General features: G+C 66.5%; 15 protein-coding genes. 4 read left to right on the top strand and 11 right to left on the bottom strand.

The features are described 5' to 3' along the window. Positions 1-14 precede the first annotated feature (14 nt). The 6 genes from AC1TXO_RS15265 to AC1TXO_RS15290 form a co-directional block, all read right to left on the bottom strand. Entirely contained in the window at positions 15-1,205 is a 1,191-nt protein-coding gene (locus tag AC1TXO_RS15265) for a multidrug effflux MFS transporter (protein ID WP_486402524.1), read from the bottom strand. Between the two features lie 47 nt (positions 1,206-1,252). After that, a complete protein-coding gene (locus AC1TXO_RS15270) occupies positions 1,253-1,852 on the bottom strand; it encodes a thermostable hemolysin (RefSeq protein WP_486402525.1) in 600 nt (199 codons plus the stop codon). A 14-nt stretch (positions 1,853-1,866) separates the two neighbouring features. Next, positions 1,867-3,351 (bottom strand): AMP-binding protein, encoded by a 1,485-nt coding sequence (locus tag AC1TXO_RS15275; RefSeq protein WP_486402526.1) that lies wholly within the window; start codon positions 3,349-3,351, stop codon positions 1,867-1,869. Beyond that, positions 3,348-4,280 (bottom strand): TauD/TfdA family dioxygenase, encoded by a 933-nt coding sequence (locus tag AC1TXO_RS15280; RefSeq protein WP_486402527.1) that lies wholly within the window; start codon positions 4,278-4,280, stop codon positions 3,348-3,350. The genes AC1TXO_RS15275 and AC1TXO_RS15280 overlap by 4 nt, the downstream gene beginning before the upstream one ends. Positions 4,281-4,601: 321 nt before the next feature. Next, a complete protein-coding gene (locus AC1TXO_RS15285; protein ID WP_486402528.1) occupies positions 4,602-5,585 on the bottom strand; it encodes a LysR family transcriptional regulator in 984 nt (327 codons plus the stop codon). Then, positions 5,566-6,072 carry a MarR family winged helix-turn-helix transcriptional regulator gene (locus tag AC1TXO_RS15290; protein WP_486402529.1) on the bottom strand — a complete coding sequence of 169 codons (507 nt, stop codon included), beginning with the start codon at positions 6,070-6,072 and terminating at the stop codon, positions 5,566-5,568. Before AC1TXO_RS15290 ends, AC1TXO_RS15285 begins: the two co-directional genes overlap by 20 nt. A 124-nt stretch (positions 6,073-6,196) precedes the next feature. Here AC1TXO_RS15290 and AC1TXO_RS15295 point away from each other — a divergent pair, with 124 nt between their 5' ends. Both AC1TXO_RS15295 and AC1TXO_RS15300 read left to right on the top strand, forming a co-directional pair. Then, a complete protein-coding gene (locus tag AC1TXO_RS15295; RefSeq protein ID WP_486402530.1) occupies positions 6,197-7,009 on the top strand; it encodes an alpha/beta fold hydrolase in 813 nt (270 codons plus the stop codon). Further along, the gene (locus tag AC1TXO_RS15300; RefSeq protein WP_486402531.1) at positions 7,002-8,168 is read left to right on the top strand and encodes an MFS transporter; all 1,167 of its coding nucleotides are present in this window, start codon (positions 7,002-7,004) and stop codon (positions 8,166-8,168) included. Before AC1TXO_RS15295 ends, AC1TXO_RS15300 begins: the two co-directional genes overlap by 8 nt. 25 nt (positions 8,169-8,193) lie before the next feature. Here the strand turns inward: AC1TXO_RS15300 and AC1TXO_RS15305 are convergent, their stop codons facing one another. Continuing rightward, positions 8,194-9,093: a LysR family transcriptional regulator gene (locus AC1TXO_RS15305; RefSeq protein WP_486406848.1), complete on the bottom strand. Its 900-nt coding sequence runs from the start codon at positions 9,091-9,093 to the stop codon at positions 8,194-8,196. A 5-nt stretch (positions 9,094-9,098) separates the two neighbouring features. Beyond that, on the bottom strand, positions 9,099-10,064 hold the full coding sequence (locus tag AC1TXO_RS15310; RefSeq protein ID WP_486402532.1) for a GlxA family transcriptional regulator: 966 nt from the start codon (positions 10,062-10,064) through the stop codon (positions 9,099-9,101). A 103-nt stretch (positions 10,065-10,167) separates the two neighbouring features. On the opposite strand from AC1TXO_RS15310, the gene AC1TXO_RS15315 reads away from it, so the two are divergent. Then, positions 10,168-10,959, top strand: a complete 792-nt coding sequence (locus AC1TXO_RS15315; protein ID WP_486402533.1) for an SDR family NAD(P)-dependent oxidoreductase — start codon at positions 10,168-10,170, stop codon at positions 10,957-10,959. 30 nt (positions 10,960-10,989) lie between these two features. Here AC1TXO_RS15315 and AC1TXO_RS15320 read toward each other — a convergent pair whose 3' ends face one another. Beyond that, entirely contained in the window at positions 10,990-11,571 is a 582-nt protein-coding gene (locus AC1TXO_RS15320) for a flavin reductase family protein (protein ID WP_486402534.1), read from the bottom strand. 126 nt (positions 11,572-11,697) lie between these two features. Here AC1TXO_RS15320 and pdxR point away from each other — a divergent pair, with 126 nt between their 5' ends. Further along, positions 11,698-13,131, top strand: coding sequence for a MocR-like pyridoxine biosynthesis transcription factor PdxR (gene pdxR / locus AC1TXO_RS15325; RefSeq protein ID WP_486402535.1), 1,434 nt, complete (start codon positions 11,698-11,700; stop codon positions 13,129-13,131). On the opposite strand, the gene AC1TXO_RS15330 is transcribed toward pdxR, so the two are convergent. Continuing rightward, a complete protein-coding gene (locus AC1TXO_RS15330) occupies positions 13,124-14,320 on the bottom strand; it encodes a cyanate transporter (RefSeq protein WP_486402536.1) in 1,197 nt (398 codons plus the stop codon). The genes pdxR and AC1TXO_RS15330 overlap by 8 nt on opposite strands. Further along, entirely contained in the window at positions 14,317-14,775 is a 459-nt protein-coding gene (locus tag AC1TXO_RS15335) for a nucleoside deaminase (RefSeq protein WP_486402537.1), read from the bottom strand. The genes AC1TXO_RS15330 and AC1TXO_RS15335 overlap by 4 nt, the downstream gene beginning before the upstream one ends. Positions 14,776-14,876 lie beyond the last annotated feature (101 nt).

Genomic DNA, 14,876 nt, shown 5'->3' on the forward strand with positions numbered 1-14,876 from the left:
CCGGCCCCGCAGCCTCAGGCCAGCGACGCTCGACGCGCCACGCGCGCGCCCAGTATCCCTGACAGCGACACCAGCATCAGCACGCCGAACACCCCGGCCACCGGCAGGTTCGACTCCAGCCCAAGGCTGCTGACGGCCGCCGAGGCGAGCGAGCCGCACACCAGCATCAGGCAGCCCTGCAGGCTCGCGGCCACACCGGCACGATCAGGGAACAACGCCATCGAGCGGGCCATGGCGTTGGAGAAGATGAAGCCCTGGCCAAAGGCGATCAGCATGATCCCACCCAACAGGTTGACCATGCTCAAGGCATCGCGGGCGACGGCGATGCACAGCACCCCTGCAGCGAACAGAGCCAGCCCGCCCCACATCAGGGTATCGGGGGAGACCCTGCGGATCAGCGCACGGTTGACCAGCGTACCGGCCAGGTAGCAGCACCCTACGCCCAGCGCCGTGGTGCCGAAGTAGTGGGCATCGTGGCCCAGTACATCCTGGACGATGTGCGGGCCGAATACGTTCCACAGCAGGAACGCGGAAAAGCTCGAGCCGAGCACCACCACCGAGGCACGGAAGCGCTTGTCGGCGAGGATGACCGGGTAACCGGCCAGGGTCTGCAGGGCGTTGCGCCGGGCAGCCTGGGGCAACGATTCCTTGAGCCCGGCAACCACGAAGGCCAGCACCATCAGCGCATACGCGGCATACAGCACGAAGTTGTAGCGCCAGCCGAAGTGCACCTCGATCAGCCCGCCAACATACGGGGCAATCACCGGCCCCAGGCCGAACGCAAGGCTCAGGTAGATGATCGCGACATAGAACCGCGGGCCCTTGACCACGTCCACCAGCACCGCACGGGCCACCACCTGGCAGGCGCCGATGGCGAAACCTTGCAGGGCGCGGGCCAGCAACAGCATTTCGATTGAAGTCGCTGCGGTGGCCAGCAGGCTGCCGATCAGGAACACGGCCAGCCCCAGCAGCACGGCCGGACGTCGGCCACGGGCATCGGCCATGATGCCGAAGAACAGTTGCCCGAGGGCGTAGAACAGCAGCGTGATGGTGATGGTGTTCTGCATCAGCGCCGGCCCCGCCCCCAGTTCGCGCCCGATGGACGGCAGGCTCGGGGCATACAGGTCGATGGCGATGCCGCCAAGGCTGTTGACCAGGGGGGCCAGGAACACGATGAAATTCTCGTAACGCATGTTGGCGTGCATAAGATCTCCGGCGTACCGGGCAACGCAGTGCCCGGCACGCACATGGGTCAGACAGACGCCTGGTGGGCGAACTGCGGTGGTGGAAGTGACGGTGCCGGCGCCTTCAGCCAGGCGCTGGGCGAGGACAGGCGCGAAGCCAGCACCCGCGGCGCCTGGTCGTAGTAGGTGCCCCAGTTCACGCCGGGGTCCTTCACCCGGCGTGGATCGGCCTGGCCCAGGTCGTCGAGGTTGTCGACGATCGGGGCCAGCAGTTGGCGGACCTGCGGCGTCGCGGTCAGCACGACGACACCGAAGTTGCGCAGGGCCAGGGTGCGGATGACGTTGTTCAGCAGGTACTTGCCCGCACCGCTGCCGCTCTGGAACGAGGCGAAGGCACCGATCTCGGCGATGCGCGCCCGATCGATGGCGTAGCGCTCATCCAGTGCCTGGTCCAGGTAGTACTCGCTGAACAGCTTGCCGGAGTCGCCGTAGCTGATACCCGCGCAGGCATAACCCGGCGCCCCGCCGGTGGAGCCGGTCAGGCAGACGAACAGGTCCGGCTGCGGCACGGGCGTGGCCTCGTAGTGCTTGAGGTAGTGGCCACGCACCGCCTCCTGCAGGCAGCGATAGCCTGGCCGGCCCTTGTAGAAATTGCGCACGATGTACATGGCGAAGTCCCGTCCTAGGCGTACAGCCGTTCGATGAACCGCGCCTCGATCTCGGCGCGCCGCGGTCGTCCGGTGACCGTGTAGAACTGGTCACGAAACGCTGCGATATCCTCGATCACCTGGATGCGCCGCACCCGCGCGAAGTCGGCCAGGCGGTGTTCCAGGCTTGCCATTTCCTCGAGCACGCGGTCACGCGCAGCGGTACTCAGGACGAGCGCACAGGGTTCGTCGCGCCCCTCGCCCATGACGATCATGTCGTCGATCAACGGGCTCTCCTTGTAGACGTTCTCCACCCACTCCGGAGAAATGTTGCGCGCCGTCGACAGGATGATCACGTGCTTCTTGCGCCCGGTGATGTACAGGAACCCGTCACGGAACTCGGCGATGTCGCCGGTGTGCAGGTAGCCGTCGGACAGGTCGCAGGCCGTGTCGTCGGCGTTGTAGTAACCGGCGCAGAGCGTGGGCGTCCTGACCTGCAGTTCGCCATCGACCAGCCTGGGCTCGATGCCGTCGAGCAGCTTGCCCGCCGAACCGATGCGCCGTTCGGCGGGCGAATTCAGCGAGATGATCGAGGAGTTTTCGCTCAGCCCATAGGCTTCGAACACCTGCACGCCCCGTGCGTCCAGGGCCTGCAGCACGGTGGCCGGAATCTTTGCTCCACCGGTGATGATGTGCGGCTGCTCAGGGCCGAACAGTTGCTCGACGCTGGCGCCCTGCTCGAGCAGCAGCCTGGCTTCTTCCAGCAGCTTGGGCGGCAAATAGAGGAAGTTGGGCCGGTTGGGCGCGATCAGTTCCAGGTAGTGCCGGGCATTGCCGCTGGCTGCGCCGTACTCGGCCACCCCGTCAGGCATCAACGTCAGGGTGCCGCCGGAGAGGATCGGGATGAACACCCCCAGCACCTGCTCGATCAGCAGGCTCATCGGCACGATCGAGAAGTAATGCAGCGGCTGTTGCGGCAAGCGCTTCATGACGTTGTCGACCAGCAGGCCGACGGCCTCGTCGCGGATCATCACACCCTTGGGCCGGGAGGTGGTGCCGGAGGTGTGGATCACCGACACGATACCGGCAGGCAGCAGTTCGTCGTCCTGTTGCCAGGGCGCACCTGCGCCTTGTTCCATCAGTTGCGCCGGGATGAAGCTGGTTTTCTCCGGCAGAATCCGGTGCAGGCGACGGGCGGTGCCCGAGTCACTGACGAACACCGCCGTTGCCTTGCCCAGCAGGCTGCCGATCTGGTCGTCGGAGAACTCGATGGGCACCGGCAGCAGCACGCCACCGACCTTCTGGATCGCCAGCAGGGTGTAGATCCACTCGTAGCATGAACGCATGGCGATACCGAAGACCTTGCGCTCGCAGTTGCCGACCTGCTTGTGCAGCGCATCGGCCAGGCGCTCGACGTCGTTGCGCAGGCCGTGCAGGGTGTAGCTGCGCCCGTGCATCTCGCGGATCACCACGCGGTCGGCGCTGGCCGCCAGGTATTGCTGCATTTTCTGGCTGATCATTGGCCATTCCCCCCGATGCGGTAGCTCTGGGCGCCGAAGATGCGCCGGCTGATGTCGTCGAGGCGGCGGCGGCCATGCATCACCCGGGTGTTGTCGATGACCACGATGTCGCCCTTCTTCCAGAAGTGGCTGTAGGTGTTGCGCGCGGTGACTTCCTTGATCTCGTCCCAGATATCCAGGGCGATCTGCTCGCCATCGGACCAGGTGATGCGAGGCGGCTCATAGTTGACGCTGGGGCCGAGCATCGAATTGCAGAAGGCCTTGCGAGCGCTGAAGCAGCTGGTTTCCACCGCACTGATGATCAGCTCCGAGGCGATCAGGTTCTGGTCGATACGGCGATAGGTCTGGCCGGCCACCTGCTCGTTGACCTGCTGCAGGTGTTCATCGCCGATGCTGTCGAGCGGCAACTGCAGTTCGATGCTCAGGAAGCGCCGCACGTTGTGCCAGGGGATGCGCCGCGCGTAGCGGATCTTCCGGGCTTCGAACTGCTTGCGGGTTGCCGGCGAAAGGTCGAACAGCACCCGCTCGCCATCGCACAGGGTGGTCTCGGAGCCGACCGCTGCCGCCTCCAGACAGTAGAACCACTGCAGGTCGGGGTTGAATGGCAGGTTGCCGTTTTCCCGGTGCAGGCCCATCTCGTGGACGCCGGCCTCGATCTCGGCCGTGTTGGCCGTGGCGGCCTTGCGTGCCGGATCGAAAGTCACACGGGAGGAATGTGCGCTGACGAAATCGTTGAAGTCTTCGAGCGAATCGCTGAAGTCGCGGTAGATCACCGCACCGCTGTGCGCCAGGTCTTCATACAGTGCCGCAGTGCTCATCGAATCGAAGACGCGCAGTCCCGGTTCGACGGCATAGACACATTCGAAGCCATAGCAGGGCGTGGGATGACGGTAGTAAGGTAAATTTTTCGAGTGAGTTTGGGCCAACATCTGACATCTTCCTTGGGAAATGGATTACAGACAGGCAGGGCGTCCGCCGCCTGACGAAAACAAGGTAGGGGAAATGCCGGGGATGCTGGTTTTAAGAAACCGAAAGCCCTGATGAAAAATTAAAAGTGCGGGCGCGCCAGGGAACGCGCACTCGAAAAGCGTTGTCGGCGGGCCGCCGTGCCGGCGCGAATCCGCGCGGCAGTCAGGTTGCCGGGCGCACATCCCATCGTTGCAACGGGACGACGAAACAGCCGCCAGCACCTGCATGAACATTGTTTTTCCACTCATCCTGAGCGCCTTCAGTCCTTGTCGAAGTCCGTATCAACCTGCTCGCAGCATGTCTCCTGCCACGTCCTGGATCAGCGTGCGCAAGCTGACCACATCGCTGCCCAGGCTCCTGTCGCGCGACCAGATCATGTCGACCGTGAACACCGGAAACCCCATCGGTGGCTGGCACACCTGCACCCCCTCGGGGATGCGCAAGTGCGGCAGCAACCTGGACGGCAGGGCCACGGTCGACGGCACGGCAGCGAGGATGTTCACGCAGGCCTGGTAGCCGTTGGCGCGTACCAGCACGTTGCGCGAGCGGCCGATCTTCTCCAGCCAGCTGTCGACCATGTTCTTTTCCGAGATCCACGGTGTAGGAAAGACATGCGCCGAGGCGCAGAATTCATCCAGGCTCATCGCACCCTGCACCGCTAGCCCGCGCTGGCTGGTCAGGCACACGAATCCGTCGCTGAGCACCGGTTGCCATTGCAGTTCGGGGTGCAGTTGGTGGTAGCTGGGGCCGAAGCCGATGGCCAGGTCGATGTCGCCTGAAATCAGGCGGTCCACCGGCAGGTCCCGGCTCAGACGGTCGAGGTGCAGCGAGGTGTTGGCGTGGCTGCGCGACAGGCTTGCCAGCGCCTGGGGCAGGAACGCCAGCTCGAAGTACTCAGGCGCGCACAGGCGCCAGATCCTCGGCGCCGCGACACCCTCGACACCCAGGTCATCCTCGGCGCAGCGGTTCACCGACTCGATCACCACACGCAGGTAGGGCGCGATCTTCTCGGCCTTCGCCGTCGGCTGCAACAAGCCCTGCGAAGAGGCGAACAAGGTGTCGTCGAAGCAACCGCGCAGGCGCTTGAGGCAGTAGCTCACGGTCGGCTGGCTGACGTTCATCAGCTCGGCGGTGCGCTTGGCGCTGCGGTGCTCGAGCAGGTGGAGGAACACCACGATGTCCTGCAGGTCGAGCTGCTTCAGGTAGTTGCTGTGCAGCATCCAGGCACCTTCCGGATCGTCATGTTCATGGAATGGGATCGACATCTTCGGGGAGCGCCGCCAGCATCCGCTTGAGCACCTGGGCAAGGGTGTCACGCTCGCCTGGCTGCAAGGGCGCGAGGAACTCGTTCTGCAGCTTGGTGTGGCTGAACACCGCTTTCTCTATGGCATCCAGGCCCGACTCGGTCAGTGCCACCTTGTAGCTGCGCTTGTCGGCAGGGTCGTGGATCTGCTCGACCATGCCGGCCTCCTTGAGGCGGTTCAGCCGGTTGGTCATCGCCCCCGAGGTGATCAGCAGCGAGTTGTACAACTCGGTGGGAGTCAACTGGTACGGCGCGCCGGAGCGGCGCAAGGTCGCCATCACGTCGAACTCACCCTCCTTGAACCCGTATTGCTCCAGCACCGCGCAACGCCGGCGCTCGAGGTGCTTCTGCAGGCGCGCCATGCGCCCGAAGACCTCCATGGACGAGGCATCCACCGAGGGCATCGCCTGCGCCCACTGCGCGACGACAAAATCGACATGATCTTTCATTGGTTCAACCGTCCGTTCACCCTGAACTTTTGCAAGGGCCACATCCCTGCCGCACCCCGGCGCCTTCCAAGTATCTTAACGTTAAGTTATCTTGTATTGCACGAGGTATGAATCGGGAGGGAGCATGGCGTTCTTCGAACACGACCGACATCGCTATTACTACTTTGATGCCGGATCAGGCACCCCTACCCTGCTGCTGCACGGGCTGGGCAACAGTGGCCGTGCCTGGACGGACCAGGTCGGCGCGCTGCTGCGCCTGGGCCACCGCGTCATCGTACCGGACCTGCTCGGCCATGGCGCGTCCGGCGATGCCCCGGAGCCGGTGACGCCTCGACTGCAAGCCGAACACCTGATGGCGCTGCTGGACCACCTCGGGCTGGCGAGCAGCCAGGTGATCGGCCTGTCCCTCGGCGGCATGGTCGCCCTGGAACTGGCCTGCACCCATCCGCAGGCCGTCGAGAAACTGGTGGTCGCCGCGACCTTCTGCAGCATGACCAGCACGGCACGCCGGCAGCAGTTGGACGAGTGGTCCGAACAACTGGCTCAGCCCGACGGCTGCCTGAAACGTTTCAAGGCCACCTGGCCAGAGTTGGTTGGCAGCTCCTTTGCCGCCTCCAGCCAGGGCCAGAGCCTGTACCAGGCCTGGCACGCCCAGGCGGCGATGCAACGCGCGCGCTGTCAGATCCGCTGGTGCGAAGGCCTGAAAACCTACGACCTGGCTGATCGCCTGGCGCAGATCCAGGCCCCCACGCTGGTCCTGGGCGCCGACGGCGACCGCATCAGCCCTCCGGGTGAAGCCCAGGCCATCGCCCACGGCATTCCCCACGCACAGCACATCACTCTTTCAGGCGACGGCCATGTCTTCAACGTTCCCCATGCCCCGGCGTTCAACCGGGCACTCAGCGGTTTCCTGCAGGAGCAACAGCCACATGGGTGACACACCCTCCAAGGCCAGCGTCGTCCTGCTGGCGATCCTGGTCGGTATCAACCTGCGGCCCATCATGGCTTCGGTCGGCCCATTGCTCGAGCTGCTGCAGCGCGACCTGGGCCTGAGCAACTTCCAGGGCGGCCTGTTGACCACCCTGCCGGTCATGATGATGGGCCTGTTCGCCCTGGCCGGTCCTTGGCTGCTGCGCCTGCTGGGCGAGATCAAGGGCGTTGCCATCGGCATGACCCTGATCGCCGCAGCCTGCGCCGTGCGCACCTATGTCGAGTCGTCGGCGGCGCTGATTGCCAGTGCGGCGGTGGGTGGTATCGGCATCGCCGTGATCCAGTCGCTGATGCCGCCGTTCATCAAGCGCAATCATCCGCAGAGCGCGGGGATGCTGATGGGCCTGTTCACCACCGGGATCATGGGCGGCGCCGCCATTGCCGCCGCCATCGCCGCGCCGAGTGCAGGCAAGCTGGGCTGGAACCTCACCCTCGGCTACGCCGCCCTGCCGGCGATGATCGCCCTGATCGCCTGGCTGCTCGCCGCCGGCAACGCCCATGCCTACCCGGCAGCAGCCGGCCTGCCCTGGCGCAGTGGCCGGGCCTGGCTGCTGCTGGTGTTCTTCGGGATCGGCACCGGCGCCTATACCCTGGTGCTGGCCTGGCTGCCGCCGTTCTACATCGAACTGGGCTGGACGGCCAAAGGTGCAGGCTACCTGCTGGGCGCACTGACGGTCACCGAGGTGATCGCCGGCCTGCTGGTATCGGCGCTGATCCAGCGGTTCCCCGACCGTCGCCAGCCGCTGGCACTGGTGATCCTGCTGTTGATCGGTGGGCTGGCCTGTCTGATGGCTGCGCCGCTGGAACTGCATGTGCTGGCCATCCTGTGCCTGGGCCTGGGGATCGGTGCGCTGTTCCCGCTGTCGTTGATCGTCACCCTCGACCATGCCCGCTCACCGGCCGAAGCCGGCTCGCTGCTGGCATTCGTTCAAGGCGGCGGCTACCTGATCGCGGCGTGCATGCCGGTGGTGGCCGGTGCCGTGCGCGACGAATTCAGTTCGCTGCATTGGGCCTGGGGCGTCATGGCGGTGGGTGCGGTGTTGCTGCTGGCCTTGAGCACACTGTTGCGCCCGCCTGTCTGGTCGACGGCGCCAGCCCGGGCCTGAACCGGGCTGGCGCGGCGGCGTCGGCTCAGGCCAGGTGCTCCTGCAGCCGCTGCACGAGATACCCATGCAGGCGCCGCACCGCCGGGCTCAGCGAGTGGCGGTGGGCGCACACCAGTTGCAGCGGCGCCGCCTGCCCGGCGAGGTCTGGCAACAGCTCCACCAACCTGCCGGCGCGGATATCCTCGATCACGTCCAGGCGCGACTTGTAGACCACGCCGATGCCGGCCACCGCCCAGCGCCTCACGATATCGGCGTCGTCGCTGCAACGGTCGCCGCCGACCAGCACCGTGGTCGTGTCATCGGCGCCCTGGAAACTCCAGCGGTCGTGGGTCTGATCGCCCATCACGTAACGCAGGCAGTTGTGCCCGGCCAATGCCTGTGGCGTCTGCGGCGCGCCGTGGCGGGCGATGTAGGACGGTGCTGCGCACAGCGTGCGGCGGTTGTCCGCAACCAGCGGCAAGGCCACCAGGCTGGAATCGCCCAGCTGGCCGTAGCGGATGCTCGCATCCAGTTGCTCGCCGAACAGGTCGGCGACCTGGTCGCTGACCCGCAGGCGCAGTTCCAGCCGTGGGTGCTCAGCCTGGAAATCGGCCAGCCAGGGCAACAACAGGTTGCGCCCCAGGTCAGACGGCATCGACAGGCGCAGCGGCCCGGCCAGTTCGTCACGCGCCTGTTCCAGCGCCATCTCGCCATCGACCAGCGCCTCCAGGGCCTGGCGCGCATGGGGCAGATAGCGCTCGCCGTCGTCCGACAGGCGCAACCGGCGGGTCGAGCGCACCAGCAGGCGAATGCCCAGGCTGCGCTCCAGACGCTGCAGCGCCGCGCTGGCCAGCGCCGGAGAAATGTCCAGTTGTCGCGCCGCCGCCGAAAGCCCGCCGGCCTCGACCGTGGTGACGAACACCTGCAGATCGTCCATGCGTACCAGTTTCTTCACGCCGACACCCCTTCGCGTTCCACGCGCCGTGCATCACGGCGTATTGTCTGGGGTGGAATGCCGAACCCACGCATGAAGGCCTCGCGCAGGTGCCGACGGTCGCGAAACCCGGTCTCGCGCGCCACCACCTCGAGGCTGTGACGGCTCTGCTCGATCATCAACCGCGCGGCCTCCAGGCGCAGGCTCTCGACGGCACGCGCCGGCGACTGCCCGGTTTCGGCACTGAACACCCGACTGAACTGGCGCGGGCTCAGGTGCGCGACCCCAGCCAGTTCTTCGACACCGAGCGGTCGTTGCAAGTGTTGGCGGGCGTAGTCGAGCACGCCCTGCATACGGTCGGAACGCGGCGCCAGTTCGAGCAGTTGCGAATGCTGCGATTGCCCGCCCGAGCGACGCTGGTGCATCACCAACTGGTGCGCGACCGCACGGGCCACCTCCAGGCCCTGGTCCTGCTCGAGCATGCCCAGGGCCATGTCGATGCAGGCGGTCATGCCCGCCGACGTCCACAGGTTGCCGTCGGCAATGAAGATGCGGTCGTCCTCGACCTGAATCTTCGGGTGCATCTGCCGCAGTTCCCGGGCATAGGCCCAGTGCGTGGTCGCCCGACGCCCGTCGAGCAGGCCTGCCGCCGCCAGGGTGAAGGCTCCGGTGCAGATCCCAGCCGTGCGTCGCGCCTGCTCACCCAGCCGTCGCACACACCGCACGCTGGCGGCATCGGGCGGTGAGGCGATCGGCGACAGGGGGCCGGCCACCAGCCAGGTATCGGCATGGCCCGGGGCATCCAGCGCCTGGGTCTGGATCTGCATGCCCAGCGAAGACACCAGCGTGCCCCCCGCAACGCTGTAGTTGCCCAAGGTATATAGACGCGTGCCGGTCACCATGTTGGCGACCTCGAACACCGACTGCGACGCCAGCGCCATGACCTGGAAACCTTCACACAACAGATAGCCGACCCGATGCATGCTCCACCTCGATGCAATGTCCTGAAAGCGTACTATATGCGTCATTTGCGCCACAGACAAAGCCGCGCATGATCGCTGCACCCCAACCTACGGAGCAGCAACCATGAGCCCACTTCGCACTGCCGTCATCACTGGCGCCTCCTCCGGCATCGGCGCGCTCTACGCCGAGCAACTGGCCCGACGCGGCCACGACCTGATCCTCGTCGCCCGCAACCGTGAACGCCTCAACCAGCTGGCCTCGCGCCTGAGCAGCCAGACTGGCCGCAGCGTCGAAGTCCTGCCGGCAGACCTGGCCGACAGCCAGGACCTGGCGCGCATCGAAGCCCGCCTGCGTGAAGACGCCAGCATCGGCCTGCTGGTCAACAACGCCGGCATCGGGACCCACACGCCATTGCTGGAAAGCGATGTCGAGCGGATGACGCACATGATCGCCCTGAACGTCACCGCCCTCACCCGCCTGACCTACGCCGTGGTCCCCGGCTTCGTCGAGCGTGGCGGCGGTGCGCTGATCAATATTTCCTCGATAGTCAGCCTGCTGCCGGAGCTGCTCAACGGCGTCTACGGAGGCAGCAAGGCCTTCGTCACGGCGTTCAGCCAAAGCCTGCACAAGGAACTCGCGGACAAGGGGGTACAGGTCCAGGCAGTCTTGCCCGGCGCCACGGCCACCGATTTCTGGAGCATCGGCGGCCTGCCGGTGGAGAACCTGGACCCGGCGATCGTGATGACCGCGCAGGACCTGGTCGCCGCAGCGCTGGAGGACTTCGATGCCCGGCGGCTGATCTCGATCCCGTCGCTGCACGCGTTCGAGCGTTTCGAGGCGTTCGAAGCCAGCCGTCAGGCGTTGAACGGTCACCTGTCGAACCAGCAACTGGCGCCACGCTACCGCAAAGGCTGATCAGCGCTTGCGCAGCAGGCGCCGCCGCACTCAGTCTTTCGAGCCGACCACCAGCGCCTCGCCGATCGCGTAGAAATGCCCGCCCGCCACATAGTGCAGGCTACGCAGGTTGGCATCGGCGCGCTCGAAGGTCCAGTGTCCCTCGCTGAACACCCGGTCGTCCGCCCAGGCGGCGACCACTTCGGCAATGAACAGATCGTAGGTCTGCTGGTTGTGCGGCTCGTCGATCACCCGGCACATCAGCCAGGCCGAACACCCCTGCACCAGTGGCGGTGCATAGCCCTCGACACGCGTCAGCCCGACCCCCGTCGCCTGCAGCTTGTCCGGCTGGTCGAGCAGGCTGCGGCTGCCGAGCTGGTGAGTGAGCTGCGCCTGGGCGGCGGTGGGCACCTGCAACGCCAGCCAGCCACTGCCCTCGACCAGTTGACGGGTACGGGTGTGCTTGTCGATGACCACGGTGACCTTGGGCGGATCGAAATCCAGCGCACAGGCCCAGGCGGCGGCCATCACGTTGTCGACCCCATCGTGGCTCGCCGAAACCAGTACGGTCGGGCCATGGTTGAGCAATCGATAGGCCTTTTTCAGGTCCACGCTGTGGAAATGCTTGTTCATCGAAAGATCCCCTGTATAACGGCCGATTGTGCCGCACGCCGCCCCGGATCGACCAGCATGGTCGTGCAAAACTTGCGAGTCACCGGCTGAAACCGGAAGCTAGGCCATCGTCATCCGGATTGCGCCATGGAACTACACATTCGCCTGGAGGGCCGCAAGGGCCTCGCCGAGCAGCTCTACCAGCAACTGCGCGGTGCCATCGACAGCGGCCACCTGGCCGCCGGCACCCAATTGCCGCCCACGCGCCTGCTCGCCGAACAGCTCGGGGTGTCGCGCAAGACCGTGGCCGAGGCCTATTCGCGGCTGACCTACGACAACCTGCTCAGCGGCGTGGTCGGCCGTGGCACCTTCGTCAGTCCACGCCGGGCACTGCAGGCCAGCGAAGTCGAGCCGATCACCCTGGCCGCCGCCGACAGCCTCGAGCGCTGGCACCGGCGCGCCACAGTGCTTGGTCGTTCGACGCTGGAGGCGCCGTCGCGCTACGACTTCGTCGGCGGCGTCTCGGCCAAGAACCAGTTCCCCTTCGACCAGTGGCGCACCTGCCTGCACTACGCGCTGCGCCGCAGCCAGCGCCACAACGAACGGCAGTTCCCGGCCCAGGGCCTGCCCGAGCTGCGCGAAGCCATCGCCCATCACATCGCCTTTGCCCGTGGCGTGCATTGCAGCGGTGCCGATGTGCTGGTGTGCAACGGCGCGCAGCAAGCGCTCGACCTGATTGCCCGGGTGCTGGTCGAACCCGGCACTGCAGTGGCGATGGAAGACCCCGGCTACCCGCCGGCACGCCAGCTGTTCCTGGCCATGGGTGCGCGACTGCAGTCGGTGCCGGTGGATGCTGAAGGGCTGTGTGTCGAGCAGATCGCCGACGGCACCCGGCTGATCTACGTGACACCGTCGCACCAGTTCCCACTGGGCATGCCGATGAGCGAAGCACGCCGGCACGCCCTGCTGGCCCGTGCTGCCGAACTGGGGGCGCTGATCATCGAAGACGACTACGACTGCGAATTCCGCTACCAGGGCCCGGCCAGCGACGCCTTGCAGCGCCTGGACCGACACGGGCTGGTGGCCTATGTCGGGACCTTCTCCAAGACCCTGCTGTCAGAGCTGCGCCTGGGTTACGCCGTGCTGCCCGCAGGCGTGCTGCGCGCCACCTGCGTGGCCAAGCACCTGAGCGACTGGCACAGCCCGACCGTGCAGCAATGGGCCCTGGCGCGCTTCATCACCGAAGGCCATCTGAACCGCCATATCCGCCGCTGCCACGACATCTATGCGGCGCGGCGCGAGCGGATCCTGGCACGCCTGGACGGCGACCTGTCACCCTGGTTGAGTGCGGTACCCGCCAGCGCCGGCTTTCACCTCAGCGCCCTGGCCGCCCCCGGGGTCGATGTGGAGCTGCTGAGCCGCCTGACCCGCCGGGTCGAGGTCGGCGTCTACTCGCTGGCCCCGTTTTTCCACGACGTGCCGGTGCGCCCCGGGTTGCTGATGGGCTTCGGCGCCATCGAGCTGCTGGACATCGACCCGGCACTGGACCGGGTGCGCGATGCCCTGCAACAGCTCAGTTGAGTGGCGCCGCCTGCAGCGCCCGCTCGCGACGCACCATCGCCGCGCTGTAGCCGCCCGGTGCGAAGCGTGCGGTGACCAGCAGCATCGCCACCACGGTCACCGTGAGCAGGGTCCAGGAGGCCTGGAAATCGCCGGTGAACTCGCGTAGCCAACCGGTCACGTAGGGCACGGTGCCGGTGACGATGAAGCCGACACCTTGCACGAAGGCCGCCAGGCTCCCGGCCTGGCCAGGGGTTTTCAAATGCTCGAGGGTCAGCGTGAGGCTCAGGCTGAAGCAGGCGCCCAGCCCCAGGCCGATCATCGCCACCCACAGGCCCATGGCCTGGGTCGGCGCCAGCAACAGCCCGAGGAATCCTCCGAGCTGGATCGCCAGCGCCAGCCACAATCCGGGGCGCCGGTCGTGCAGGCGGCGCAGCAGCAAGGGCAGCCCCAGCGCCCCGCTGACCTGGAAGATCGTCATCAGCCCGACCAGTTCACCACCGCCCTGGGCCGTACCGCCGTGCTCCAGGTGATAGGCCGGCAACCAGGCGACCATGCTCGTGTAGCCACCGTTGATCAGGCCGAAGTACAGCGCCAGCAGCCAGGCGCGGCGATTGCCGAACCAGTGGCCGTCGCTGGCGCCGGCCAGTTGCGGGCGGTCCTGGCGCGGACGCAGGCAGATCCATCCGCACAGCGCCAGCAACGCCGGCAGTGCCCAGATCCCCAGCCCGGCCTGCCAACGGCCGGTCAGTTCGCCCACACCAGGCCCGAGCACTGCCGCCAGGCCGCCACCGCTCATCAAGGCCGCCGAGTACAGCCCCATCGAGGCCGCCAGGCGGGTCGGGAACCAGCGGTTGACCAGCCCGGGCATCATGCCCTGCACCACCGCCACGCCCAGCCCCGCGACTACGGCGCTGGCAATCAGCGCCCAGGCGCTGTCCAGTTGCAGGCGCCACAGGCAGGCCAGGGCGATGGCCGACAGCCCGGCCAGCATGCCGCCGTGTTCACTGATCCAACGTCGCAACCAAGGCTGCAACAGCGGCACAAGCCCCATGCACAGCACTGGAAGCGCGGTGAGCAAGGCCGCTTGCTGGTAACCGAGCCCGGTGCTGTCGCGCATCGGTTCGAGCAACGGGCCGATGCTGGTCAGGATCGGTCGCAGGTTCAGCGCCAGCAGAATCACCAGCAACAGGTTCAGCGCACCTCTCATGCCTGGTTCGCCTGCTGCCACTGCTGGTAGAGCCCTGCCTCGCCGTCGGGCTTGAGCGCCAGCAAAGGCAGGCTCTGCTGCTGCGGCGGGCGAGCCATCTGGGCATAGACCGCCGCGGTGGACAACCCGTACGGCGCACCCTCGTCGTTGTCGTAGGCGAACCACGCACGCTCGATGCCGCACAGGTGCATGGCCGCCAGGCACATCGGGCAGGGGTGGCCGCTGGCGTAGATTTCAGCCCCCTCAAGGCGGGCCTGGCCCAAGGCATGCGCAGCCTTGCGGATCGCCAGCAGTTCGGCGTGGGCGGTCGGGTCCTGGGTGCTGTGGATCTCGTTGGCCGCACGGGCGACGATCCGCCCCTGGTACACCAGCACCGCCCCGAAGGGTCGCCCGCCAGCTTCGATATTGGCGCGGGCCAGGGCCAGCGCTTCACGCATGTAGGTTTCGTTGGACATGTCTTGCTACTCCTCGAACAACAGGTCGCCATTATCCCGAGTGTCGGTCCGGGTCTGAAATGAAGAGATTGGATGAAGGTCAGTGGCGCCCCTAATGGCGC

Source organism: Pseudomonas sp. FA117 (assembly GCF_057370475.1).

Bases quoted from the DNA above. Each gene is read 5' to 3' on its own strand.
- AC1TXO_RS15265 (WP_486402524.1), bottom strand. From the start codon at position 1,205: ATGCACGCCAACATGCGTTACGAGAATTTCATCGTGTTCCTGGCCCCC.
- AC1TXO_RS15270 (WP_486402525.1), bottom strand. From the start codon at position 1,852: ATGTACATCGTGCGCAATTTCTACAAGGGCCGGCCAGGCTATCGCTGC.
- AC1TXO_RS15275 (WP_486402526.1), bottom strand. From the start codon at position 3,351: ATGATCAGCCAGAAAATGCAGCAATACCTGGCGGCCAGCGCCGACCGC.
- AC1TXO_RS15280 (WP_486402527.1), bottom strand. From the start codon at position 4,280: ATGTTGGCCCAAACTCACTCGAAAAATTTACCTTACTACCGTCATCCC.
- AC1TXO_RS15285 (WP_486402528.1), bottom strand. From the start codon at position 5,585: ATGTCGATCCCATTCCATGAACATGACGATCCGGAAGGTGCCTGGATG.
- AC1TXO_RS15290 (WP_486402529.1), bottom strand. From the start codon at position 6,072: ATGAAAGATCATGTCGATTTTGTCGTCGCGCAGTGGGCGCAGGCGATG.
- AC1TXO_RS15295 (WP_486402530.1), top strand. From the start codon at position 6,197: ATGGCGTTCTTCGAACACGACCGACATCGCTATTACTACTTTGATGCC.
- AC1TXO_RS15300 (WP_486402531.1), top strand. From the start codon at position 7,002: ATGGGTGACACACCCTCCAAGGCCAGCGTCGTCCTGCTGGCGATCCTG.
- AC1TXO_RS15310 (WP_486402532.1), bottom strand. From the start codon at position 10,064: ATGCATCGGGTCGGCTATCTGTTGTGTGAAGGTTTCCAGGTCATGGCG.
- AC1TXO_RS15315 (WP_486402533.1), top strand. From the start codon at position 10,168: ATGAGCCCACTTCGCACTGCCGTCATCACTGGCGCCTCCTCCGGCATC.
- AC1TXO_RS15320 (WP_486402534.1), bottom strand. From the start codon at position 11,571: ATGAACAAGCATTTCCACAGCGTGGACCTGAAAAAGGCCTATCGATTG.
- pdxR (WP_486402535.1), top strand. From the start codon at position 11,698: ATGGAACTACACATTCGCCTGGAGGGCCGCAAGGGCCTCGCCGAGCAG.
- AC1TXO_RS15330 (WP_486402536.1), bottom strand. From the start codon at position 14,320: ATGAGAGGTGCGCTGAACCTGTTGCTGGTGATTCTGCTGGCGCTGAAC.
- AC1TXO_RS15335 (WP_486402537.1), bottom strand. From the start codon at position 14,775: ATGTCCAACGAAACCTACATGCGTGAAGCGCTGGCCCTGGCCCGCGCC.